Annotated in this window: 20 protein-coding genes; 11 read left to right on the top strand and 9 right to left on the bottom strand. The window is 66.4% G+C overall.

Annotated elements, in window-relative coordinates:
- Nucleotides 1–135: 135 nt before the first annotated feature.
- Together FBY31_RS08305 and FBY31_RS08300 are read right to left on the bottom strand one after the other, a co-directional pair.
- Nucleotides 136–1,041 carry a phosphatase PAP2 family protein gene (locus FBY31_RS08305; RefSeq protein WP_142039221.1) on the bottom strand — a complete coding sequence of 302 codons (906 nt, stop codon included), beginning with the start codon at nucleotides 1,039–1,041 and terminating at the stop codon, nucleotides 136–138.
- 55 nt (nucleotides 1,042–1,096) lie between these two features.
- Complete coding sequence (locus FBY31_RS08300; RefSeq protein ID WP_235012975.1) at nucleotides 1,097–2,278, bottom strand: MFS transporter; 1,182 nt, start codon at nucleotides 2,276–2,278, stop codon at nucleotides 1,097–1,099.
- Nucleotides 2,279–2,366: 88 nt separating this feature from the next.
- On the opposite strand from FBY31_RS08300, the gene FBY31_RS08295 reads away from it, so the two are divergent.
- From FBY31_RS08295 to menD, 4 genes are all read left to right on the top strand, one after another.
- The gene (locus FBY31_RS08295; RefSeq protein ID WP_142039215.1) at nucleotides 2,367–3,383 is read left to right on the top strand and encodes a magnesium and cobalt transport protein CorA; all 1,017 of its coding nucleotides are present in this window, start codon (nucleotides 2,367–2,369) and stop codon (nucleotides 3,381–3,383) included.
- A gap of 75 nt (nucleotides 3,384–3,458) precedes the next feature.
- A complete protein-coding gene (locus tag FBY31_RS08290; RefSeq protein ID WP_142039212.1) occupies nucleotides 3,459–4,478 on the top strand; it encodes an o-succinylbenzoate synthase in 1,020 nt (339 codons plus the stop codon).
- Nucleotides 4,479–4,661: 183 nt separating this feature from the next.
- Nucleotides 4,662–6,731, top strand: coding sequence for a PhoX family protein (locus FBY31_RS08285; protein ID WP_142039209.1), 2,070 nt, complete (start codon nucleotides 4,662–4,664; stop codon nucleotides 6,729–6,731).
- A 198-nt stretch (nucleotides 6,732–6,929) separates the two neighbouring features.
- On the top strand, nucleotides 6,930–8,693 hold the full coding sequence (menD, locus tag FBY31_RS08280) for a 2-succinyl-5-enolpyruvyl-6-hydroxy-3-cyclohexene-1-carboxylic-acid synthase (RefSeq protein WP_142039206.1): 1,764 nt from the start codon (nucleotides 6,930–6,932) through the stop codon (nucleotides 8,691–8,693).
- A 50-nt stretch (nucleotides 8,694–8,743) separates the two neighbouring features.
- On the opposite strand, the gene FBY31_RS08275 is transcribed toward menD, so the two are convergent.
- The 5 genes from FBY31_RS08275 to FBY31_RS08255 all read right to left on the bottom strand — a co-directional run bounded on the left by FBY31_RS08275 (nucleotide 8,744) and on the right by FBY31_RS08255 (nucleotide 14,377).
- Entirely contained in the window at nucleotides 8,744–9,970 is a 1,227-nt protein-coding gene (locus tag FBY31_RS08275) for an aminotransferase class I/II-fold pyridoxal phosphate-dependent enzyme (RefSeq protein ID WP_142039203.1), read from the bottom strand.
- A 292-nt stretch (nucleotides 9,971–10,262) separates the two neighbouring features.
- The gene (locus FBY31_RS08270; RefSeq protein ID WP_142039200.1) at nucleotides 10,263–11,066 is read right to left on the bottom strand and encodes an amino acid ABC transporter ATP-binding protein; all 804 of its coding nucleotides are present in this window, start codon (nucleotides 11,064–11,066) and stop codon (nucleotides 10,263–10,265) included.
- A gap of 12 nt (nucleotides 11,067–11,078) precedes the next feature.
- Nucleotides 11,079–11,870 (bottom strand): amino acid ABC transporter permease, encoded by a 792-nt coding sequence (locus FBY31_RS08265; protein WP_142039162.1) that lies wholly within the window; start codon nucleotides 11,868–11,870, stop codon nucleotides 11,079–11,081.
- A gap of 145 nt (nucleotides 11,871–12,015) precedes the next feature.
- Nucleotides 12,016–12,819 carry an ABC transporter substrate-binding protein gene (locus FBY31_RS08260; RefSeq protein WP_142039159.1) on the bottom strand — a complete coding sequence of 268 codons (804 nt, stop codon included), beginning with the start codon at nucleotides 12,817–12,819 and terminating at the stop codon, nucleotides 12,016–12,018.
- Nucleotides 12,820–12,988: 169 nt separating this feature from the next.
- Nucleotides 12,989–14,377 carry an isochorismate synthase gene (locus FBY31_RS08255; RefSeq protein ID WP_142039157.1) on the bottom strand — a complete coding sequence of 463 codons (1,389 nt, stop codon included), beginning with the start codon at nucleotides 14,375–14,377 and terminating at the stop codon, nucleotides 12,989–12,991.
- A 100-nt stretch (nucleotides 14,378–14,477) separates the two neighbouring features.
- Here FBY31_RS08255 and FBY31_RS08250 point away from each other — a divergent pair, with 100 nt between their 5' ends.
- The 5 genes from FBY31_RS08250 (at nucleotide 14,478) to FBY31_RS08230 (ending at nucleotide 19,839) form a co-directional block, all read left to right on the top strand.
- Nucleotides 14,478–15,179 carry an alpha/beta fold hydrolase gene (locus tag FBY31_RS08250; RefSeq protein WP_235012974.1) on the top strand — a complete coding sequence of 234 codons (702 nt, stop codon included), beginning with the start codon at nucleotides 14,478–14,480 and terminating at the stop codon, nucleotides 15,177–15,179.
- 158 nt (nucleotides 15,180–15,337) lie between these two features.
- On the top strand, nucleotides 15,338–16,114 hold the full coding sequence (locus FBY31_RS08245; RefSeq protein ID WP_235012973.1) for a demethylmenaquinone methyltransferase: 777 nt from the start codon (nucleotides 15,338–15,340) through the stop codon (nucleotides 16,112–16,114).
- Nucleotides 16,115–16,117: 3 nt separating this feature from the next.
- Nucleotides 16,118–17,458, top strand: coding sequence for a geranylgeranyl reductase family protein (locus FBY31_RS08240; protein ID WP_142039151.1), 1,341 nt, complete (start codon nucleotides 16,118–16,120; stop codon nucleotides 17,456–17,458).
- Nucleotides 17,455–18,555, top strand: a complete 1,101-nt coding sequence (locus FBY31_RS08235) for a polyprenyl synthetase family protein (RefSeq protein WP_142039149.1) — start codon at nucleotides 17,455–17,457, stop codon at nucleotides 18,553–18,555. Before FBY31_RS08240 ends, FBY31_RS08235 begins: the two co-directional genes overlap by 4 nt.
- A 462-nt stretch (nucleotides 18,556–19,017) precedes the next feature.
- Nucleotides 19,018–19,839, top strand: coding sequence for a type IV toxin-antitoxin system AbiEi family antitoxin domain-containing protein (locus FBY31_RS08230; RefSeq protein ID WP_142039146.1), 822 nt, complete (start codon nucleotides 19,018–19,020; stop codon nucleotides 19,837–19,839).
- 130 nt (nucleotides 19,840–19,969) lie between these two features.
- On the opposite strand, the gene FBY31_RS08225 is transcribed toward FBY31_RS08230, so the two are convergent.
- Together FBY31_RS08225 and FBY31_RS08220 are read right to left on the bottom strand one after the other, a co-directional pair.
- Nucleotides 19,970–20,395 (bottom strand): hypothetical protein, encoded by a 426-nt coding sequence (locus tag FBY31_RS08225; RefSeq protein WP_142039143.1) that lies wholly within the window; start codon nucleotides 20,393–20,395, stop codon nucleotides 19,970–19,972.
- Between the two features lie 13 nt (nucleotides 20,396–20,408).
- A complete protein-coding gene (locus FBY31_RS08220; protein WP_142039139.1) occupies nucleotides 20,409–21,077 on the bottom strand; it encodes a trimeric intracellular cation channel family protein in 669 nt (222 codons plus the stop codon).
- 61 nt (nucleotides 21,078–21,138) lie between these two features.
- Between FBY31_RS08220 and FBY31_RS08215 the strand changes: the two genes are divergently transcribed.
- Nucleotides 21,139–22,008, top strand: coding sequence for a sirohydrochlorin chelatase (locus FBY31_RS08215; protein WP_142039136.1), 870 nt, complete (start codon nucleotides 21,139–21,141; stop codon nucleotides 22,006–22,008).
- Between the two features lie 54 nt (nucleotides 22,009–22,062).
- Nucleotides 22,063–23,808, top strand: a complete 1,746-nt coding sequence (locus tag FBY31_RS08210) for a nitrite/sulfite reductase (RefSeq protein WP_142039119.1) — start codon at nucleotides 22,063–22,065, stop codon at nucleotides 23,806–23,808.
- The last annotated feature ends 10 nt before the right edge of the window (nucleotides 23,809–23,818 follow it).

Below are 23,818 nucleotides of genomic sequence, written 5' to 3'. Positions count from 1 at the left end.
GCCCTTCCCCCGCAGGTCCGCCGTGTCCAGTTCTACACGCCATGCCACGCTGCACAAGATGCCCGGTGGAAGTTATAAAAAGATTGGACCGGCCGCTCCTTGCCTACACGTGGCCGGCCGGAAGCGGGGGTGACGTCAGCGCCCTGGCGAGTCCCGCCGTCGTGCGGCGTAGGCGAACAGGGCTGTGGTGGCCACGGTGGCCAGGTATCCGGCGATCACGATCAGCGAGATGCCCGCCCAGAAATAGTTGGTGGTACTCGTTTCCTGCCAGGGACCGGGAGCGATCCGGGCCAGCGAGTACACCGCCACCGCCGCCGACGCCAGCCCGATCACCACCGGCAGCGAGAGCCAGATCCTCGCCGAGCCCAGGTGGGCGCCGAAGCCGTCCCATGCGTTCCAGGCCCCGCGCCGGATGATCAGCCAGCCCGCGGGAATGATAAACGCGCCCACCAGCAGGAATGCCGCCACCACATCGGCCGGCCGGTGCCACTGATTGATCAGGGTGGACACCCCGGAAGCGATGGCGAACGAACCACCCACAAAACCGGCCATCGGACGCCATCGCGGCGACGCCATCAGGAACACCGCGGCCGCTGCCGACGCGGCCAGGGTGGTGTGCCCGGACGGCAGCGAGTTCAGGTCCAGCGTCACTACCCCCTTGTCTGGCCGGGATGGCAGCACATCCTTCAGCACCTGCGTGGCAATGTTCGCACCGACGCAGGCCGCCACCGCGATGCCGGCTTCGGTCCAGTGTTTGCGGATCACCGTGACAAACAGGACCACGACGGCGGCCATCACCAGTGAGATGGTGGGCAGCAGGTCCAGGAACTTGGTGCTCGCCTTGCCTGCGGGCCCGTGGATGGCGACGGCCTCCACGAGCGCGGATTCATCGATGAACTGGCCCGTGGTGGTCTGGACGAAGTAGTGGTACGTGGCGATCAATCCCGCGATGCAGGCCAGTGTGGCCAGCACAAACAGGAACCCCGAGCCCGGAGCGGGCCTGCTGGCTGTCCTGGTGGTTGTACGCCGCGAAATCGTCACTGGTTAAGGGTGTCACAAAAAGCTGGGAACCCGCCGGACCCCATGTGACCCGCAGTCAGTCGGGCTGGGTCGGCTTGACCGGGGCCAGGCGGGGGATGCTCGCCGCTGCAACGAGCACTGCCAGGGCACCCAGCCCGAAGGGCAAGGCAGTGAGCGTGGCGACGCCGCCCACCAGCAGCGGGCCGCCGGCGTCACCCAGTTCCCGCCCGAGTTCCGCCGATCCCATGGTCCGTCCCATCCGCTCAGGCGGTGTGGTATCCGCCAAATGGGCGAACCCGAGCGGAGTAACAGCCCCGATGCCCGCACCGATCACGGCCGCGGCGAGGAAAATGGTGACCACGCCTGGGGCCAGCGCCAACACACCGACGCCGGCAGCGATCAGCAGCAGGCCCGCCGTCGTGCCCCTGTTGTCAGTGATGCGCCGGCTGTCCCGCATCCGGCCCATCCACGGCTGGACCAGCACAGAGCCGGCCGCGAGGACACTGACGGCAGCCGTGCCGGCGACGGCGCCGAGCCCGTGCCGGGTGGCCAGCGCGGGAAGGAAGCCGACTGCGGCGCCAAGCGCAGCCGTGGACGCTGCCAGCACCAGCGTGGGCACCAGGAAGCGCCGTTCGCCCACCTGCCGGGCCAGGTCCATCACCGTGTACCGCTGGCGGGGGAGCGGCTCCAGGTGTGGCACGGCCGCCATGACCCACACCGCCGTAGCAACCGCGATCGCGGACAGGGTCCCGAACAGCAGGGGGAACCCGCCAGCCAGGATCAGGCCGGCACCAAGCACCGGGCCGATGATGTAGCCCAGGCTCTTCCAGGACCCGTACCTGCCAAAAAAGGTGCCCGCTTTGCCGCCGCGGGCCAGCCTGGCCACCATGGAGGACGAGGCCGGGGAGAATGCCGACGCCGCCGCTCCCTGCCCCAGCCGGGCCAGCGCGAGCATCAGCGGCTGGTCCGCCCAGAGGCCGATCAGGGACAGCGCCGCGAAGCCAAACAGTCCGCCAACGATCACCGGTTTCGGGCCCACGCGGTCGCTGAGGGCGCCGAAGACGGGTTTGAGGAAGACCTCCGAGATGTCGTACAGCGCCAGGAGGATGCCCAGGTTAAGCAGTGTGAGGCCAATGTTGTCACTCTGGGCGCCCAGTCCGGCCGCGATGCTGTGCGCCCCGAAGGCCGTGACGAATCCGGCCGCGTAGAGCGGGCCGGTGGATGGGCGGGTGGCGAGGCGGGGGTCGGAGGCGGTCACATCGGCGAGTGTAACAACCTCCTTCACAAAACCCTGAAGGTGAGTAGTGTGCGGGGTATGGAGGCCATCAAGCACTTCAGGCGGGTCCATGACCATCATCGATAACGCCGTGTATGTGGACGGGCTGCGCACGCCGGACCCCGGAAGCCTGGACGAGACCTACTTCGTGCTCCGGCAGCGTGAGGGGATGGCCTGGATCGGGCTGTACCGGCCGGATCCCGATGAACTGCAGTCCGTGGCGGAGGAATTTGACCTCAACTCCCTGGCCGTGGAGGATGCCCTCGCCGGGCACCAGCGCGCCAAGCTGGAGCACTACGGCGAATGCGTGTTCCTGGTCCTCCGGCCCGCCCGCTACCTGGACGACGTCGAAAAGGTGGACTTCGGCGAGATCCACGTCTTTGTGGGGCAGGACTACGTGGTGACCGTCCGGCACGCCGAATCCCCGGACCTGGCGAAAGTCCGCCGCCGGATGGAGGCCATGCCGGAGTTCCTCGCGCTGGGCCCGGATGCCGTGCTCTACGGGATCCTTGACCAGGTGGTGGACGAGTACGAACCGGTGGCGGCCGGGCTCGAAAACGATATCGACGAGATCGAGGACGACCTCTTCGGCGCCGACCCCGACGTTTCCCGCCGGATCTACGAACTGTCCCGCCAGGTCATCACCTTCCAGCGCGCCACCAGCCCCCTGGCGGGCATCCTGCAGGTCCTGACTGCCGGGACGCCGGAGCGCGTGCCCGACCCTGAACTCCAGGACCATTTCCGTGATGTCCTGGACCACGTGTTGCGGCTCAACGAACGCGTGGCCTCATTCCGGGCGTTGCTGCAGAACGCGCTCGCCGTCAACGCAGCCCTGGTGGCCCAGCGGCAAAACGACGAGATGCGCCGCCTCACGGAGTCCAGCTTCGCGCAGAGCGAGCAGGTTAAACGGATCTCGTCCTGGGCGGCCATCCTCTTCGCCCCGACGCTTGTGGGAACCATCTATGGCATGAACTTCAGCTCGATGCCTGAGCTGGACTGGGTGTTCGGCTACCCGTTCGCACTGGGCCTGATGGTTGCCATGGGGCTGGCGCTCTACTGGACGTTCCGGCACAACAAGTGGATCTAGCGCCCGGCTCCGTGCTTTGTCAGCCGCCGCTTCTGCCCGCCGGTTTGTGTCAGTGGCCGCTTGTACAGTGGGTCCATGCCTACCGTGCCGCCTTACCTGCCCGCCGTCGAGGAACTGCTCGCCGGTGCGCACGTGGTCAGCCTGCCGATGCGCGTGAAGTTCCGCGGCATCACGGAGCGCGAGTCGCTGCTCCTGCACGGTCCGGCCGGCTGGGGTGAGTTCTGCCCCTTCCCCGAGTATGGCGATGCCGAAGCGTCCCGCTGGCTGGCCGCCGCCATCGAGGCGGCCTGGGAAGGGTTTCCCGATCCGCTGCGGCCGTTGATCCCGGTCAACGCCACCGTCCCTGCCGTTGCGGCTGAGCGCGTGCCGGAGGTTCTGGCCCGCTTTGGCCGGGTGGACGCCGTCAAGGTGAAGGTCGCCGAGCGCGGCCAAACGCTCCACGACGACGCCGCCCGCCTCGCCGCCGTCCGTTCCGCCCTCCCGGACGCCGCCATCCGCGTCGACGCGAACGGGGGTTGGGACGTCCCGGCTGCCATCGAGGCACTCATCCGGCTGGCCGACGTCGGACTGGAATACGCTGAGCAGCCCGTTCCCACCATCAACGGCCTGGCAGAGGTGCGCCGCGCCTTGCAGGCGGCAGGCACGCCGGTGCTGGTCGCGGCCGATGAAAGCGTCCGCAAGGAGTCCGATCCCCTGAAAGTCGCGCGGGCCGGGGCAGCGGACCTGATCGTGGTCAAGGTGGCACCGCTCGGGGGAGTGCGCCGCGCGCTGGACATCGTGACGCAGGCCGGGCTTCCCGCCGTGGTCAGCTCGGCGCTGGACACGTCCGTGGGGATCCGCGCGGGCCTGGCCCTGGCCGCCGCACTTCCCGAGCTGCCGTACGCATGCGGGCTGGGGACAGTGTCCCTGTTTGAATCGGACGTCACCAAGGATCCCTTGGTGCCCGACGACGGCGCCATCCGCCTCCGCGATGTCCCCGCCGACGCTGGGCTGCTGGAGCAGTATGCAGCGCCCGGGGAGCGCCGCGACTGGTGGCTGGCCCGGCTCCGCCGCGTCCACGCACACCTCGCCCCTTGGCAACGCTCTCTCACTTAACGCGCCCTCTTCCTGCAACGCTCTCTCACTTAGCGCGGCTTTTCCTGCAACGCTCTCTCACGTTTGCGCAGGTCATCCGGGGTTACCGGCGGGTTTACCCCGGGTTCACCCTGCTGACTACTTGACGTAGAAATCAGCTGACAGGGTGGGCGGGACCTCGTAGAAACACCCTGGAAGGCCCCCATGTCTGAAACGACTGCCCGCAAATTTCCGCTGCTGCCAATGCTCGGCCATACTAAGGGCAAGCGCAGTGCCGTCACCTGCGCGCTCAAGTGCGACAACGCCTGCGTCGGCGAGGTCTGCAACACCAGCTCCAACAGCTACTTCGGCGACATCGCCTCCGCCACCATGTCCCGCCGGGCCGCCCTGGGCTTGGGCGCCGCCGGTGCGCTCGCCGTCGTACTCGGCTCCGCGATGACCTCCGCCGAACCCGCCTCCGCCGCGGGCCTCTCAAAAGCTGCCAAGGAGGGCTTCGGCAAGTCCAAGCTGCAGTTCACGGCCATCCCGTCGATTGATGCTTCCGTCGATGCTGTTACCGTTCCGGAAGGTTTCACCTGGCAGCCGGTCATCCGCTGGGGCGACCCGATCTTCAATGACGCGCCGGAGTTCGACCTGAACAACCAGTCGGCGGCCTCGCAGGAAAAGCAATTCGGCTACAACAACGACTACACGGACATCCTGGAGATCCCGGGCAGCAAGGGCCGCCGCGCCGTCCTGTTTGCCAACCACGAATACACCAACGACGCCATCATGTTCCCGGCGTCCCTGCCTGCGGACCAGGTGCGGGCTGTGGGGGCAGCGGCGCACGGCCTGAGCGTGGTGGAGCTGGAGCGCCAGAACAAGAACAAGCCGTGGACCTACGTGAAGGGCGCGCCGCTGAACCGCCGCTACCTGAACAACACTGTTTACGAGCTGACCGGTCCGGCCGCAGGCTCGTCGCTGGTCAAGACCGTCGCGGATCCCAGCGGCCGCTTTATCAAGGGAACCCTGGGCAACTGCGCCGGCGGCACCACCCCCTGGGGCACCATCCTGTCCGGTGAGGAGAACTTCCAGGGCTACTTCGTCGGCAATGGCACTTCTGCCGGGGACCAACGCTATGGCCTGACCTCCAACGCCACCGCCCGCCAGTGGGAGCTCGATGACCCGCGCTGGGACACCCGGAACAAGGGCTACGAAAACGAGGCCAACCGCTTCGGCTGGATCGTGGAAGTGGACCCGTTCGACCCAACCTCCACCCCGCGCAAGCACTCCGCCCTGGGCCGCTTCAAACACGAAGGCGCCAACGTGATCGTGGCAGAGTCCGGGCACGTCGTGGCCTACATGGGCGACGACGAGCGGTTCGACTACCTCTACAAGTTCGTCTCCAAGGACAAGTACGTTGAGGGGAACCGGGCGCACAACATGGGCCTGCTGTCCGCCGGCAACCTCTACGTGGCCAGGTTCACCGGCAACTCGCCGGCTGCTGACATCACCGGCACGGGGGCCGTGCCCTCAGACGGCGCGTTCGACGGCATCGGCGAATGGCTGCCGCTGGTGGTGGACGGCAAGTCGGCTGTGCCGGGCATGACCGTGGAAGAGGTCCTGGTGTACACCCGCCTGGCCGCCGACAAGGTTGGCCCCACCAAGATGGACCGCTGCGAGGACGTCCAGCCCAGCCTGCACACCGGCAAGGTCTACGTGGCCTGCACCAACAACTCCAACCGCGGTGTTGGATCCAATGAAGGCGCAAACGAGGTCAACCCGCGCAACCAGAACCGCGACGGCCACATCGTGGAAATCACCGAAACCGATGACCAGACCTCCACCAAGTTCACCTGGAACCTGCTCATGGTCTGCGGCGATCCGGCGCAGGGCGACGTCACCTACTTCTCCGGCTTCCCCGTGGACAAGGTCTCGCCCATCTCCTGCCCGGACAACCTCGCGTTCGACTCCGTGGGCAACCTCTGGATCTCCACCGACGGCGCGCTCTCCGGCATCGGCCGGGCGGACGGCCTGTTCAAGGTCACCCTGGACGGCGCCGAGCGTGGCAAGGTGGAGCAGTTCCTTGCCGTTCCGCGCGACGCCGAAACCTGCGGCCCCATCATCCACGACGAGGAACTGACAGTTTTTGTCTCCGTGCAGCACCCGGGTGAGGACGGCACCTTCGACAAGCAGCTTTCCTTCTTCCCGGACTATGTCCCGGAAGGTGCGACGCCGGCCCCCGGCCAGGCGCGCGCGCCGCGTCCATCCGTGATCCAGGTGTTCCGCGGCTAACTCCGCCCGGTGATTGAGCCTGCCAAAATCCGACCCTCTCTCACCTGATGCGCCTTTTGGGGACACGCTCTCTCACCCTCGGTTCGGTTTACGGGCCGAAGGTGAGAGAGCGTTGCCCTTTAAGCCGCGAAAAGTGAGAGAGCGTCTGCCGTTTTGCGGCAACAGGTGGGAGAGCGTCGGTGGTGGCAGACTGGTTTGGTGACTTCGCTGAACGAACCTGCCCCCGACGCCCCCCGCACCTCCGAGGCAGCTTCTTACGACGCCGAACCTCAGCTGAGTGCCCTCGCAGCGGCGCGGACCGCCGTAGGGGCATTGCTCGACGGCGGCGTGCAGCACGTGGTCGTCTCGCCGGGTTCCCGGTCCGCCCCCATGGCATACGCGCTTGCTGAGGCTTCGGCGGAGGGCCGGGTGGAGCTGCTGGTCCGGATCGACGAGCGTTCCGCCGGATTTACCGCCCTGGGACTGGCCCTGTCCACGGGCTCGCCGGCCGCCGTCCTGACCACCTCCGGGACCGCCGTCGGAAACCTGCTGCCGGCGGTGATGGAGGCCAACCACGCGGCGGTTCCACTGATCGTCCTCTCCGCGGACCGGCCCGACGAGCTGCGCGGCACCGGCGCCAACCAGACCACGGTCCAGCCGGATATTTTCGGCGAACAGGTCCGTTTCGCCGTCGACATCCCCGCGGGATCCAACCCGGAACGGGCCGTTCAGACCGGACTCTCGGCCGCCACCGGAGCGTTCCCGGATCTCGCCCCGGGCCCTGTGCAGCTCAACCTCGCGTTCCGCGATCCGCTGGTTCCGGAGCCGTCTGACCAGTTGCCTGTGCCGGTCGACCGGCAGCGCTACCGGATCGGCACCGAACCGCTGGTCATGAACCTGCCGCCGGCGCCGGACGAACTGCCTGAGCGGCGGACGGTGGTCCTTGCAGGGCACGACGCCGGTCCCGTCGCCGAGGCCTTCGCCCGCGCCCACAACCTCCCGCTGCTCGCCGAACCGTCCTCCAACGCCCGCTTCGGGCCGAACGCCGTGGGCCCTTACCGGCTGCTGCTGGAGCACTTCGGGCCAGGCTCGGACCAGCCGATCGAGCGTGTGGTGCTGTTTGGCCGGCCCACGCTGTCCCGGCCGGTGGCCGCGCTCCTGGCCCGCCGCGACGTCCAGGCCGCCTTGTATCAACCGGTGCCCGTCGCCTGGTATGAGCCCGGCCGCCGGACCGAACTGCCGCTGGAAAACCTGGCGGACCTCGCGGATTTCGCCGGCCGCGGCACCGGCGCCTGGCTGGACACCTGGCTGCTTGCAGGGTCCGCGGGACAGCATGCGCTCGACAGTGTCCTGTCCTCCGGGGCCGCGGCCACAGGTCCGTCCGTGGGTTCACTGGTCTGGAAGAACACGCGCGGGCAGCTGCTGCTGGGCTCCTCGAACGGCATCCGCGACGTGGACCTCGCCGGCCTGCCAGCCCCCGAACCCGCCGCCACCGTGTACGCCAACCGCGGCCTGGCCGGGATCGACGGCACCATCTCCACCGCCACAGGCATCGCGCTTGGCGGGCGGCAGGAAACCACGGTCCTGCTGGGTGACGTCACCTTCCTGCACGACGCCGGCGGCCTCCTCCTAGGCACAGGGGAGGCGCAGCCCGAGCTGCGGATCGTGGTCCTCAACGACTCCGGCGGCGCCATCTTCGACCTCCTGGAACACGGCGCGGTGCGCGAGGCCGGAACGTATGGAGACGCCGTCGAACGGCTCTTCGGCACCCCGCACTCAGTGGACATCGCGGCACTCGCCGCAGCGTACGGCGTCGGGCATTCCCTGGTGACCACGACGGCGGGACTCGCCGAAGCGCTTGCCCAACCGGTGGAGGGACGCAGCATCATAGAAGTCCGGGCGGACCGGCACGGCCTGCGCGCACTGCACGCCAGGATCAAAGATGCCGTCGCCGCGGCAGTCGGGGGAGTACTGGCGCGCTAGGAGCGGGCCTCGGGCTCAAGACGGGGACATCCTGCGGAAGGTCCTTTGGCTCACGTCCCGTTCCTGTCCACGCTTTCCTTCATCGCGGCCTCGAATGCAGGCAGGCTGCGTTCAATCATGTCCTCGTTGGCCGTAAGGGAGATCCGGAAGAAACCCGGCGTCTCAAACAGCACGCCCGGGAAAACAAAGACATCCCGGCGGACGAGTGACTCGGTGAACGCCTCGTCGTCCGGAATCGGGGACGTCACATACAGGTAGAACGTACCCTCCGGCCGGTGGACGCGGTAACCCATGCCACCCAGGGCATCGACAAGCCGGTCCCGGCGCCGCTGCAACTGTCCGACGTCGATGGAGAACTTCTCCAGTTCGGGAAGCGCATGCTGCAGCAGGGCGTTCGGGTACACCCACCCCATCGCCACCTGCAGGCCGGTGATGGCCGGGCGCATCTCCTCCCGTTGCGGCATCGTGGGTGGCAGCGCCAGGTAGCCCACCCGCTGGCCGGGGGACAGGTGTGTTTTGCCGTAGGAGTAGGCAAGCAGCGTGTGCGCATAAAACTCCACCGGACTGTGGAAGCGGAGCCCGTCAAAGACGATGCGGTTGTAGGCTTCGTCTGAGATCAGGTAGATCCGGCGTCCGGTTCTTGCAGAGGCTGCTTCCAGCAGTGCGGCCAGCCGCTGCAGCAGTTCGGGTGGATAGATCCGGCCCGTGGGGTTGTTGGGCGAATTCACGATAACAACCCTTGTTCTCTCGGTAATGGCAGCATCGATCGCTTCGAGATCCAGGTCGAACGTTGTGGTGTTGATCTTCACTTTCACCGGGACGAGGCCGGCTTCAATGATCAAAGGCTCGTAAAGGAACCACGGCGGCAGGCTGAATATAACCTCATCACCCGGATCGGCGACCGTTTTCAGCGCCAAGGCGATGGCAGCAAAGCCTCCGGTGGTGAGGTAGATATCCTCCATCCGGAACGGCACGTCCAGCAGCCGCTGCAGGGATTCCGCGGCAGCCTCCCGGGCGGCCTCGCCGTTGGTCTGGTAAGCGAACCACTGATCATTTTGCGGGGTCAACGCGTCCCGCAACGTATTGACATAGCGCTCGGCCGGCATCTGGTGCGGATTGCCCAACGTGAAATCGCAGACGTCGGACTGGCCCTGCCGCCGCAAGCTGGCCTCCGTGATGTAGGTATCCACCCGCTGAAATGAGGGAATCGATGCCAGCCGTGCAGCTCGATCAGATACGGCAGAGGTGGCCCGGGATGTAGTTGTCCGATCTGTCATAGCAGCGCTCCTCCTAATAGCCGGCTGGGATGGGACGGAGCCGGATGGGCAGCGCGCTGCTGAGCCAGTGGAGGCTGTAGAGGGACCATTGTGGGCTCCCGCACGCGGCGAAGTAAAGGGCCGGCTGGAACGAGAGCCGGCAGCGGGTTGGGCACGCCGCCGTCGTACGCGTTCTGCTGTTCCCGACGCACAAAAATGCCTGCGACACGCAGATGCCCTGTCGCTACCGGAATCCCGGTAGCGACAGGGCATTTGTGCGTCGACAGAAAATCAGAGCGTCGCCGAGGTGCGCCTATTCCTCGATCTCGATGTGCGTCGGATCCAGCACGCGGCGCAGGAACTCCTTGGTACGCGGCTGTGTGGGGGCGGAAATGACCTGCTCGGCCACGCCCTCTTCCACCACAACGCCGCCGTCCATAAACACCACGCGGTCGGCCACTTCACGGGCGAAGCCCATCTCGTGGGTCACCACCAGCATGGTCATGCCTTCCTTGGCGAGGTTGCGCATCACGGAGAGGACATCGCCCACGGTTTCGGGGTCCAGCGCGGAGGTGGGCTCGTCGAAGAGCATCAGTTCGGGGTCCATGCTCAATGCACGGGCGATCGCAACGCGCTGTTGCTGGCCGCCCGAGAGCTGGTCGGGGAAGCGGTCGGCGAGGTGACCCAGGCCCACGCGCTCCAGGTTGTGCATGGACACCTTGTCCGCCTCGGCCTGTGACCGCTTGAGGACCTTGGTCTGGGCGATGGAGCAGTTGCGCTTGGCGTCCAGGTGCGGGAAGAGGTTGAACTGCTGGAACACCATGCCCACCTTGCGGCGCATCTTGTCGATGTCCACATCGGGGTCGGTGGCTTCAAAGCCGCCCACGTGGATGCTGCCCTGGTTGGGCTGCTCCAGGAGGTTGACGCAGCGCAGCAGTGTGGACTTGCCGGAACCGGAGGGCCCGATCAGGCAGACCACCGCGCCCGGCGCTACGTCCAGGCTGATGCCCTTCAGTACCTCGTTGGTCCCGTAGGACTTGCGCAGGTCCTTGATGGACACGCCGGCGGCGTGCAAGCTGGCCGTACCACCGCGCGAGTTGTTGACGACGTCGTTCATGGTCTTCCCTGCCTATCGCTTGGTCCGCGCGGAGCGGCTTTCGAACTTCCGGGCCAGCAGGCTCAGCGGGATGGTGATCACCAGGTAGAAGGCGCCGGCCACCAGCAGCGGGGTCAGTCCCGCACCCAGGCTGGAGATGCCGTCGCGGCCGAACTTGGTGAGCTCGTACTGGGAGGCGGTGAGGCCCAGGACGTAGATCAGCGAGGAGTCCTTGGTGAGCAGGATGACCTCGTTGGTCAGCGGCGGCAGGACGATCTTGAAGGCCTGCGGAATCACGATGGTCACCATGGCCCGCCACTGCGGCATGCCCAGGGAGCGGGCGGCTTCGAGCTGGCCCTTCGGCACAGCCTGCAGGCCTGCCCGGAGGGTCTCTGCGATATATGCGGAGGCCACGATGCCAAGCGAAACCATGACCACCAGGGTGATGTTCCACGAGACGCCGAACGCCAGGGGCACGCCGTAACCGAAGGCGATGAACACCAGCAGGGCGGGGACGCCGCGGAAGAACTCGATGTAACCGGTGGCGATCCAGCGGTACAGCGGGAAGCTGGAGAGCTTCATCAGGGCCAGCAGCAGGCCGCCGGAGAGGCCCACAATAAAGCCGAGGAACGTGTAGATCAGGGTGTTCACCAGGCCGGTGGTGAAGATGCCGGGGAACATCGGCCCGATTTTGGCGAAGTTGAAGACGCTGTTGCCGATGGTCTTCCAGTCGGTGGCCAGGATCAGCGCGGCGATGGCCACAACAAAGATTCCGGCCTGGACATACAGGCTTACTCTGGCTCGCTGACGTGCGGTCATTGCCATGGGGTGCTCACATTCGTTGTGCGTGGCAGAGGCCCCGGACGGACTGCGGTACAGCCCGTCCGGGGCCCCTGCTGAGTAGTGCTCAGGGCCGTGAAGGAGCCAAGGCGGGGAGCCTCAGTCCTGCACGGCGACTACAGGGCGGTGGCTACTTGGCGGTTTCGCCGAACCAGGTGGTCTTGAACTTCTCCAGTGAGCCGTCATCGGTCAGCCGCTTGAGGGTGGCGTTGACCTTCTCCGCCATGGCGGTGTTGCCCTTCTTGATGGAGATGCCCAACTGCTCGCCGGTGGCAAAGTCCTCAACGCTCTTGAACTTGGGCTGGTCCTTGATGGCGTAGCCCAGAACAGACTGGTTGCCCAGGGCGGCATCGATGGTGCCGGCCTCAAGTGCCTGAACCAGGAGGCCGGTGTCCTCGAACTGCTGTGCGTCGATGCCATTCTCCTGCGCGTAGTCGGCGCCGGTGGTGGCCTGCTGGACGCCCACCTTCTTGCCCTTGGCGTCTTCCAGGCTCTTGATGCCGGAGCTGTCGCTGGCAACGAGGGCCAGGTCGTCATCAAGGTACGGGGTGGAGAAGTCCATCACGGACTTGCGGGTGTCGGTGATGGAGATCGAAGAGATGCCCAGATCGCACTGGGTCAGGGCGGTGCCGGTCTCGATGGCCTCGAAGGAGCTGTCCACGATGCTCAGTTCGGCACCAAAGTCCTTGGCGAGCTCCTTGGCGATGTCCACGTCGTAGCCGACCGTCTGGCCGTCTTTTTCGAATTCGAACGGCTCGTAGGGGATGTCCGAGCAGACCGTGAGCTTGCCGGAGTTGATGAGCTGGATGCCGCCTTCGGACGCTGCCGGAGTTGAGCTTCCGCCGCCGCAGGCCGTGAGGGTGAGGGCGCCAACGGCAAAGAGTGCTGCGGCCTTGGCGGTCATTTTGGCCGTGGCCAGGGACTTGAGCTGCATGTTTCTTACCTTTTGTTGCAGGAGTATGCGGTACTAAATCGGTTCATAGTGTAGCGCCGAACAGGAGATGTGCATCACAGGAAACTTAGTTTCACTATTGGATAACTAAATTGCTCCTGTTTTCAAGCCTAGGGGAAGCAGTGCTGTCTCAGATACCGGACTCGCTGGCTTAATTCTTGATTCCCAGCGATTCCAGCATCGGGCGGAACTTCGCCCAGGTCTCGGCGAGTTCGGCTTCGGGCTGTGAGCCGTCGACTATTCCACAGCCCGCATACAGCCGTACGGTTTCCGGCCCCTCGATGACCGCACCACGCAGCGCGATCCCCCATTCACCGTTACCGGCCGCGTCAAGCCATCCCACGGGTCCGGCATAGGGACCACGGTCCAGGTGCTCCAGCTTGCGGATGAGGGCTCCGGCAACCTGGGTCGGAGTTCCGCAGACAGCGGCCGTCGGGTGCAGCGCATTGATCAGCGCCAGGCATGTGGGCACGTGGCCCTCCACCTCAGCCAGCTCGGCCTTCACATCCGAGGCCAGGTGCCACACGTTCGGCAGCTCCAGGATGAACGGCTCGTCGTGAGCGTTCATTGCCTCGGAAAACGGCGCCAGCTGGGTGGTCAGCGACTGGATGGCGATCTCGTGTTCATGCCGCTGCTTCTCGGACCCTGCCAGCACCCGTGTGGCGTAGTCCATGGGAAGTCCGTCCTCGCCGTGGGCATCACGGCGATCCAGGGTCCCGGCCAGCACCCGCGCCTGCGCAGTCCGCCCCTCCACCTGGATCAGCATCTCCGGCGTCGCACCCACCAGGCCGTCCACGCCGTAGGTCCAGCATTCCCGGTACCGCCCGGCGAGCTCCCGCAGCACCTTCGCGGCGTTGACGCCGGTGGGCACGGTGGCCACGATGTCCCGCGCGAGCACCAGCTTCTCGAGCGCCCCGGTCCGGATCTCGGCCACCCCGGCGGCGACGGCAGCCTTCCAGTCCTCCTCGTCCAGCGAGCCCGTGTGCAGGGTTGCCCCGGCAGCCAGGGGCAGGGGACGTACGACGGCGCCGCCCGCCCGGGCGGGAACGTTGCCGGAAGTGCCGTCCCCGGCAGGGTCCGCTGCCGCCGTCGTGCTTCCGGCAGCGGAACCGCCGCCCAGCCAGCGGTCCAGTGCGGCAAGGGCGCCCTCCCTGGTGAGGGACCCGTCGTCGAACGTCAGCTGGGTGAGCCAGACCTGGCCGTCGCGCACGCCCACCACAATCTCGGGCACGATCAGCCGGGACTCGTGGGCCGAGGTTTTGGAGAAAGCGAAGGAGCCGAAGGCGACCGGACCTGTGCCGGGAAGCTCCACGGAGTCAGAAATCTCGGCCTCGAGGACAAGGTGGCGCCACCAGATGTCTGCCTCGAGGAAGCGCTCGGGGCCGGTGGCGGTGAAACGGGCAATTTCACCGAATCCCACCAGTCCTGCCTCCCGGCGGCTCCAGCAGAGGACATCGTCCCGGACCAAAAACGACGGCAGCCCCCCGGCGAATTGTTGGCGATCAAGGGGGACTGTCAAGGTGCGGAACGTGCTGGTCATGATTGCTCCACGGTACTCCCTTTTACTGAACGGGCAGCGTAGAACGCAGTACCTCGAGCTGCGCATACCCGTGAAGCGCCCGCCGGCGTAGCCTTCAGCTATGGACTCAGAGGTCCGCATCCTGCAGCTCAGCACCGGCATCGCCGTGCCGTGCCTGCTGCAGGACGAACCCGACGCCAAGCCCCTGTTGCTCCTGCACGCCTGGGGCGAATCGTCCCGCAGCTTCGACCGGCTGGTACCGCTCCTGCCGGAATTCAGGATCGCGGCGCCGGACCTGCGCGGCCACGGAGACGCGGACAAACCGGACAATGGCTACTCGCTGGAAGACCAGGCTGCAGACGCGGCGGCCATCCTCGATGCCCTGCAGCTGGAGTCCGCAGCCGTCCTGGGTTCCTCGAGCGGCGGCTATGTGGCCCAACAGTTGGCGGTCCTTGATCCGGACCGCGTGGACGCCCTTGTCCTGGTGGGCGCACCCCTGAGCCTTCACGGCAGGCCTTCGTTTGCTGACGAGGTTGAGGCCCTGGCCGGCCCCCTCGATGAGGACTGGGTGCGGAGGTCGCTGCTCTGGTTCCCGTTGGGCCGGCCGGTGCCGCAGTGGTACCTCGAGGACCGGGTGCGGGATGGAGTGAGAATGCCGGTGCACGTATGGAAGGACGCACTTCAAGGGCTTTACAGGGCAACACCGCCAACGGAAGCGGGAGCCATCAGCGCGCCTGCCCTCATCCTGCGCGGCGAACAGGACGAACTCCTGCCCCGTGCAGGTCACGAAACCTTGCGGCACGGATTCCGCGCTCAATCCTGAAGTCCTATCCCGGCGTCGGCCATCTGGTGCTTTGGGAGGTTCCGGAGCAGGTGGCGGCGGACACGAGGGCTTTCCTGCAGTAGCGCCGCAGGCCAGGTCCCGGTGCGGCGAAATTGGCCTTGGTCCGGACCCTCCTGAACATTTGAGACAATGTCATGGTGAACCGAGCATCCTTGGATAAGCGTCCGGACGAAGTAGCCACGATGTTTGACGACGTCGCACCGAAATACGACGTCGTCAACGATGTCCTGTCGATGGGGCAGACCCGCCGCTGGCGCAAGGTTGTGGTGGAAGCGATGGAAGTGTCCAAGGGGCAGCGCGTCCTGGATCTGGCGGCCGGCACCGGCACTTCAAGCGAACCATATGCCGATGCAGGCATAGATGTAGTGGCGTGCGACTTCTCCCTCGGAATGCTCAAGGTGGGCAAGCGCCGCCGCCCGGATATCGACTTCATCGCCGGTGACGCCACCAACCTGCCGTTCGCAGACAACACCTTCGACGCCACCACCATCTCCTTCGGCCTGCGCAACGTGAACGAGCCCAAGAAGGCGCTGCAGGAGATGCTCCGGGTCACGAAGCCGGGCGGCCGCCTGGTCATCGCCGAGTTCTCGCAGCCCGTGGTCCCGCTCTGGCGCACCATGTACACCGAATACCTGATGCGCGCCCTGCCGGCCATCGCCGTGAAGGTCGCTTCCAACCCGGACGCTTACGTCTATCTCGCCGAGTCCATCCGCGCCTGGCCGGACCAGGACCACCTGGCCGCGTGGCTGCAGGATGCCGGCTGGGAGAACGTCACCTACCGGAACCTGAGCGGCGGCATCGTGACGGTGCATCGGGCATTCAAGGCTCCGGAATCAACGGCTGGCGGCGGGGCTGCCGCGATCGCCGCGCACAAGGGCCCGGTGGCCAAACTGCGCCGCAACATCACGCGCTGACCTGTGAAGGTACTGATTGTCGGCGCGGGGCCGGCCGGCTCCACCGCCGCGTACTACCTTGCCAAGGCCGGCATCGACGTCACCGTTTTGGAGAAGACGAGCTTCCCCCGCGAAAAGGTGTGCGGCGACGGCCTCACGCCCCGGGCTGTCCGAGAAATCCAGAAGCTGGGCCTGCCCCATCCGGAAAACGACGGCTGGCGGCGCAACAAGGGGCTGCGCCTGATCGCTGGCGGCCGCACGATTGAGCTGCCTTGGCCGGAGGTGTCCGACTTTCCGCAGTACGGCCTGATCCGCACCCGGCTCGGCTTCGACGAGGAACTGGCCCGGCACGCCCAGGCCGCCGGCGCCCGAATCCTTGAACGCCACAGTGTCACCGAAGCGCTGCGGAACGACGACGGCAGGGTCACCGGCGTCCGCGCCGCCATCCTGGACGAGTCCGGACGCAAGACGGGGCAGACGCACGAGTTCAGTGCCGACGTCGTCCTCGCGGCCGACGGCAACTCCACGCGCACGGCCGTCTCGCTCGGCATCCAGAAGCGCGACGACCGCCCGCTCGGCGTCGCCGTCCGCACCTACTTCACCTCGCCGCGCACCGACGACGACTGGATGGAAGGCTGGCTGGAGCTTCCCGGCCGCGACGGAAAACTGCTGCCCGGCTACGGCTGGGTGTTCGGCGTGGGCGACGGCACCTCGAACGTGGGCCTCGGCATCCTGAACTCCTCCAAGGAATTCGGCAAGCTCGACTACAAACAGGTCCTGCGCGAATGGACCGCCGGCATGCCTGCCGGGTGGGGCTTCACGCCAGAGAACCAGGTGGGCGAAATCCGCGGCGCCGCCCTGCCGATGGGCTTCAACCGCACCCCGCATTACTCACCCGGCCTGCTCCTCCTGGGTGACGCCGGCGGCATGGTCTCCCCGTTCAACGGCGAAGGCATCTCCTACGCCATGGAGTCGGCGCGCTTCGCCGCCGAGTTCATCATCGACGCCTCCTCGCGCAGTGCCTCCTCGGGCGGAACGTACGACGCCGACACTCACCTCGCGCGGTACGCGGACTATGTGCGGGAGCAGTGGGGATCGCACTTCACCTTGGGCCGGGCGTTCGCCGCGCTGATCGGAAAGCCGGCGGTGATGAAGCTCGCGCTGCGCACCGGTATGCCCATCCCCGTCCTGATGCGCTTCGTGGTCCGGCTTTTGGCCAACCTCACGGACCCGGCCGCCAAGGGCTTCGAGGACCGGGTGATCCGGGTCCTGGAATCACTGGTTCCGGCCACAACCAATACATCGCCCACCCCGGCAGACTCCAATCAGCGGTATCCGCAACAAAAAGTTAGGGTTAACCCGTGACCAACCCCGCAGACCACAGCTGGACGCACGCCGGACACGGCCTGCCGGACTCCGAACCCAGCCTGAACACCACCGCCATCGCCACCGGCCTGCAGCTGCCCGCGGGGTTCGCCGCCATCGCCGGGGATCCCGAGCTGGGACCGGCCATCACCACCAACCTGGCCCGGGTGGAGAAGAAGCTCCGCGAAGCGATCGCCAACTCGGATCCGCTGGCTGACGCAACGTCCCGCCATCTCGTGGAAGCCGGCGGCAAGCGCATCCGACCGCTGCTGACGCTTCTGTGCGCGCACCTCGGTGACGCGTCCCTACCCGCGGTGGTGCAGGCCGCCGTCGTGGTTGAACTGACGCACCTGGCAACGCTGTACCACGACGACGTGATGGACTCCGCCCCGTTCCGCCGCGGTGCTCCCACGGCCCACGAGGTGTGGGGCAACTCGGTGGCTGTCCTCACCGGAGATCTGATCTTCGCGCGTGCATCGATCCTGGTGTCCGAACTCGGCTCCCGCGCGCTGGGAATCCAGGCACGCACCTTTGAGCGGCTCTGCTTGGGCCAGTTGCACGAAACCGTGGGGCCGCGCCCGGACGAGGACCCAGTGGAGCACTACCTCTCGGTCATCGCAGACAAGACTGGTTCCCTGGTTGCTGCTTCCGGACAGCTCGGTGCCATCTTCGCCGGGGCCGACCCCGCCTACGAATCTGTGCTGGTGGAGTACGGCGAGAAGGTGGGCGTGGCCTTCCAGCTTGCCGACGACGTCATCGACGTGACGGGCATCAAGGTCAAGTCCGGCAAGTCCCCGGGTACGGACCTGCGCGAAGGGGTTCCCACCCTGCCGGTGCTGCTCCTGCGCAAGGCTGCCCTGGATGGTGACCAGTCCGCCGTCGAACTTTTGAAGCTGATTGACGGCGACTTGAGCTCGGATGAGGCACTGGCCGAGGCCGTTGCGGGCCTGCGGGAGCACCCGGTTACTGCCGAGTCCTGGATCGTTGCGCGCCAGTGGGCCAGCGAAGCCATCGCGGCGCTGGCCCCGCTGCCGGACGGCGTGGTCAAGGAATCGCTGTCCAACTTCGCGGTGGCTGTGGTGGACCGCGCCAGCTAGCCCTTTTCTGGGGAAGCCCGGCTCCGTGGGTGGCGCCGGGCTTCTGCTTTGCGTCGATTGCTCCGTACCTGCCCTTTTGGCCCGCCATAACGACCGGTGCGGAGCAATCGATGGGCTGGCGTTAAACGGGATAGCCCCGGTCCGCGGCAACGATACGAGTCATACGTTGCTGTGAACCGGGGCTATCTCTCCGTTCGCATCAGACCCGCCGGAGGCGTTTAGCGGATCCGTGAATAGTGTATGACAGATTTGTCATAAGATGCAAGTGCCTTGTTATTGACGCTGTCAAAACTTTCTCCCGCTGGGTTTCCCCACCTTTCGTCAACACCCAACCTGATTTCACGGCGGTTTGCAGCGACACACCGGTGGGGCCCCAAAAACCCGGGGAGATTCAGCGGGCTCTTTTCCACATAGAACCCTGCCGCCCTGCCGCCGCTGCCGCAGATTGGGTCTGCTGGCTCCATGGACCTGACCCGTTTCCTCAAACACGCCGGCTCCGTGGCCCGCACTTCCACTCTCCTGCAGGCCGGCTTCACGAACCGCAGCATCCGCAACGCAGTGGCGGCCGGTGAAATCCGCCGTCTTCGGCATGGGGTTGTTGCCCTGCCGGGCGCTCCAGCGGACTTAAAGGGCGCGGTCCTCGGGAACGGCCTGCTGACGTGCGCCTCCGCTGCGGTTCGTCGTGGACTCTGGGTGTTGCATGAACCGCAGGTCCTCCACCTGTTGTGCCGCCATGGGGGCCCCAAGGAGGCGGTGGTCCACAGGGAGTCCCTGGTTCCGCCCGATGGGCCGCGGCCGGTGGCAAGTACCACCGACGTCCTCATTCACAGCCTGCGTTGCCTTCCGCCGGTGGAAGCCGCCGTCATGGTGGAAAGCGCCGCGCGGCAAGGCGTGACCACCCTTGCCTACCTGCGGGAACGGTTGCCTGGTAACCGGAATGGCGCTGCCCGTCGGGTGCTTGACCTGGTGGACGGTACCGCGGACTCGCCTATCGAGGTAGTGGCCCGCATCCTTTTTCGCAGCGAGGGAATCCACACCGAGACGCAGGTGGAACTGCCGGGAATCGGCATCGTGGACTTCCTGCTGGAAGGATTCCTGATTGTAGAGATCGACGGCGGCACGCACCTCGAGCCGCGCCAGGTCAAGAAGGACAGGGCCAGGAACAACGCGAGCACTCTCACCGGCTATGCCGTGCTCCGTTATGGCTATGCAGAGGTGGTCTACAACCCGCAAAAGGTCATTGATGAGGTGTGGCAGGTGCTGCGCGGCAGGGTGGTGCGCTGAGATTCCCCGGGTTTCAACCAGAACCTCTGCGACACTCCGGCGAAATGGGAGTGACACGCCGCCGTACGGCCCAAAAGGTGGGGAAATTCAGCGGGGTGCAGCACAACCTGCAGTGGCAGGGAGGGGAAACCTAGTCCTCTGCGTCCTCGAAGGCCCACTCGAACATGTCGAACACGAACTCCGAGAACGTGCCCTCCTCGGACTTCCACTGCCCGCGGGCGTTGTTGCGCCGGTAGACGATGGGGTCCGGGATGCTGAGGTCGCCTACCCGGAAGCCCCAGGTGTATTCCTCTTCCTCATCCTCGAGGAACATCAGGAAGCCCTCGTCATCAACTTCGAGCTCGTCCGGGTCCCAGAAGTAGTGGTACGCCTCCATCAGGTCCTCGCAGCCGCCAAGGGCCAGATAGAACTCGCGCAGGACCAGGGGAATCTGGAATTGGTGGTCGGCGAGGGCCTTGTCCAGTTCTTCGGAGGACAGGCCGTCCTCTTCCTGCCATTCATCCTCGAGATACTTCGGAACAAGCGCACGGAATTTCTCGAGGAACATGTCAGTCATGTTCATATCCTAGCTAATCGCGGCCCTGCGATTCGCCGTTTTCAGCCCCTGCCCGGTGCCACCCGCGAACGGCCAGCGGGGCCTGCCAGGAGCGGCGCCAGGCCAGGACCCGGAACGTGAAAACCACGGCCGCGATGACTGCCGCGGTGAGCACGTTGAACACGCCCAGGACCCACAGCACGGCCGTCATTGCGGAACCCACAAACGCCGGCAGCGCATAGATGTCCCTGGGGTTGAACAGTTCCGGAACCTCATTGGCTGTGATGTCGCGCAGCAGGCCGCCGCCCACCGCCGTCGTCACCCCCAGGAGCACCGAGGCCACCGGGTTCAGGCCGGTGGACAGGGCCTTGAGGGTGCCGGTCATGCAGAACAGGGCCAGCCCGGCGGCGTCGAACAGGGTCAGCAGTGACGTGTACCGCTGGACGCTGGAGAACAGGAAGTACACCAGCACCGTGGCCAGCAGCGGCGGCACCAGGTAGGCAGGGTTGGTGAAGGCCGCGGGAACCACCGCAAGGATGATGTCCCGGATGACCCCGCCGCCCAGGCCCACCAGGGAAGCCAGCAGCAGGGACCCCACAATGTCGATCTGCTTGCGCGCCGCGAGCAGCGAACCCGAGACCGCAAAGAAGAAGACGCCCAGCAGATCCAGCCACACCGGCACGTTGTCAAAGGCGAATGTCATGGAGCGTCCCGGCAGTTTCAAAGAGGGCGGACAGGGCGGCTCCAACGTTACGCTAGCCCCTATGAACAGCCCCATCATGATCGCCTGCGCCCATGGGACGTCCAGCACACAAGGCGCCGCGGAGGTCAACGCCCTGCGCGATGGCATCGCCGCGCTCCGCCCGGGCCTCGACGTCCGGGAAGCCTACGTGGACGTCCAGCAGCCGGACCTGGTGGACGTGGTGGCGGGGCTGCCGGCGGGGGAGTCCGCCGTCGTGGTTCCCCTGCTGCTGAGCGTGGGCTACCACGTGAAGGTGGACATCGCGCGGGCGGTGAAGAGCCGGCCGGGCAGCGCGGCGGCCGCTCCGCTGGGCCCGGATCCCCGCCTGGCTGCGCTGCTGGACCAGCGGCTGCGCGAAGCAGGCGTGACGGACAACGACGTGATCGTCCTCGCCGCCGCAGGCTCGTCCAACCCCAAGGCTGCCGTCAGCGTCGAGGAGCTGCTGGGCCAGCTGCAGGAACTGCGGTCCAACCGGATGGTGGCCGCCTACGGTGCCTCCGCTCGGCCTTCAGTGCCCGACGCCGTCGCGATGCTTCGCGAGGAACTGGAGGGAGGTGCCGGGGCGGGGGAGTCCGCGGGGGCTGTCGACGTCGGCGGGCGCGTGGTGATTGCCTCCTACCTCCTGGCTCCGGGCTACTTCCACGACCAGCTCGCCAAGGCAGGGGCCGACGTCGTCACGGAACCCCTGCTGCCGTCCCCTGTGCTGGCGGAGATCGCGCTGGAACGGTACGACGCCGCCGTCGCGAAGGCCCGCGAAGCCGCCGCTTCAGCATCCGCTGGAACACCTGCCGCAGCAACGACGAAGGCCGCAGCAGCACCACCTTCGGATACACAGGAGGGGGCCTTCTTCAAGGCCGTCCGGCGTTTCGTGACGAAATATTTCCCTAGGTGACTCAACGTTTCCGGGCCTTTGTGACGCAATTCGGACGGGACCTACAGTCGATGCATGACTGATACAGCTCTAGCCGGAGCGTCCGCGGACACCGCCGCCCCGAAGCGCCCGGCCCGCCCGTCCCGACCCGCCGCAAAACCGCACGGGCAGTGGAAAGTGGACGGCAAAACGCCGCTGAACGCCAACGAAACCTGGAAACAGGAAGACGACGGCCTTAACGTGCGCGAGCGTATCGAGACCATCTACTCCAAAGAGGGCTTCGACGCCATCCCCGGCCAGGACCTGCATGGCCGGTTCCGCTGGTGGGGCCTGTACACGCAGCGCAAGCCCGGGATCGACGGCGGCAAGACTGCAACCCTTGAGCCGCATGAGCTCGAGGACAAGTACTTTATGCTCCGCGTGAGGATCGACGGCGGTGCGCTCACCACCGAGCAGCTGCGCGTCATCGGCCAGATCTCTGTTGACTTCGCGCGCGACTCGGCTGACCTCACGGACCGCCAGAACATCCAGCTGCACTGGATCCGGGTGGAGGACATCCCCGAGATCTGGAACCGCCTGGAAGGTGTTGGCCTGTCCACCACCGAGGCCTGCGGCGACGTTCCGCGCGTCATCCTGGGCTCGCCGGTGGCCGGCATCGCCAAGGACGAGATCATCGACCCCACGCCGCTGATCGAGGAGCTGGGGGAGCGGTTCATCGGCAACCCGCTGCTGTCCAACCTGCCGCGCAAGTACAAGACCGCGATCACCGGCCACCCCAGCCAGGACGTGGTCCACGAGATCAACGACTTCGGCCTGGTGGGAATGATCCACCCCGAGCTGGGAATCGGTTACGACCTGTGGGTGGGCGGCGCGCTTGCCACCAACCCGATGCTCGCCAAGCGCCTCGGGGCCTTCGTGAAGCCCGACCAGGCGGCTGACGTATGGCTGGGCGTCACCAGCATCTTCCGCGACTACGGCTACCGCCGCATGCGCACGAAGGCACGCCTGAAGTTCCTTCTGGCTGACTGGGGTCCGGAGAAGTTCCGCCAGATCCTCGAGGACGAATACCTGGGCTACAAGCTGGCCGACGGTCCTGCCGCGCCCAAGCCCACCACCCCCGGTGACCACATCGGCGTGCACGAGCAGAAGGACGGGAAGTTCTTCATTGGCGCCACCCCGCTGGCCGGCCGCCTGTCCGGTGCCCAGCTGGTCAAGGTCGCGGATACCCTCGAGGCCCGCGGCTCCTACCGGCTCCGCACCACCCCGCACCAGAAGCTCGTGGTCCTGGACGTCGAGAAGGACCAGGTCGATCCCCTGGTGGCCGAGCTGGACGCCCTGGGCCTGTCCGCCCGCCCGTCCGTGTTCCGCCGCGGCACCATTGCCTGCACCGGAATCGAGTACTGCAAACTGGCCATCGTGGAGACCAAGCACACGGCCGCCACCGCAGTGGCCGAACTGGAACGCCGCCTCGCGGACCTCACGGACTCGGGCCAGTTGCCGCAGGCGCTGTCGCTGCACATCAACGGCTGCCCCAACTCCTGCGCCCGCATCCAGACCGCGGACATCGGCCTCAAGGGCATGATGCTGCCAACACCCGACGGCGACCCCTCCCCGGGTTTCCAGGTCCACCTGGGCGGCGGGCTGGCTTCCAGCGACCGCGAGGAAGCAGGCCTGGGACGGACCGTCCGCGGCCTCAAGGTGTACGTGGACGACCTGCCCGACTACGTGGAGCGCGTAGTCCGCACCTTCGTGGCCCAGCGTGCCGAAGGCCAGACCTTCGCCGAGTGGGCCCATGCAGCAGACGAGGAGGCCCTCCAGTGAGCAAGCACGT

Source organism: Arthrobacter sp. SLBN-100 (assembly GCF_006715305.1).
Classification (GTDB): domain Bacteria; phylum Actinomycetota; class Actinomycetes; order Actinomycetales; family Micrococcaceae; genus Arthrobacter.
The sequence above is the reverse complement of the archived record's forward strand: the minus strand, read 5'-3'. Positions and strand labels throughout refer to the sequence as shown.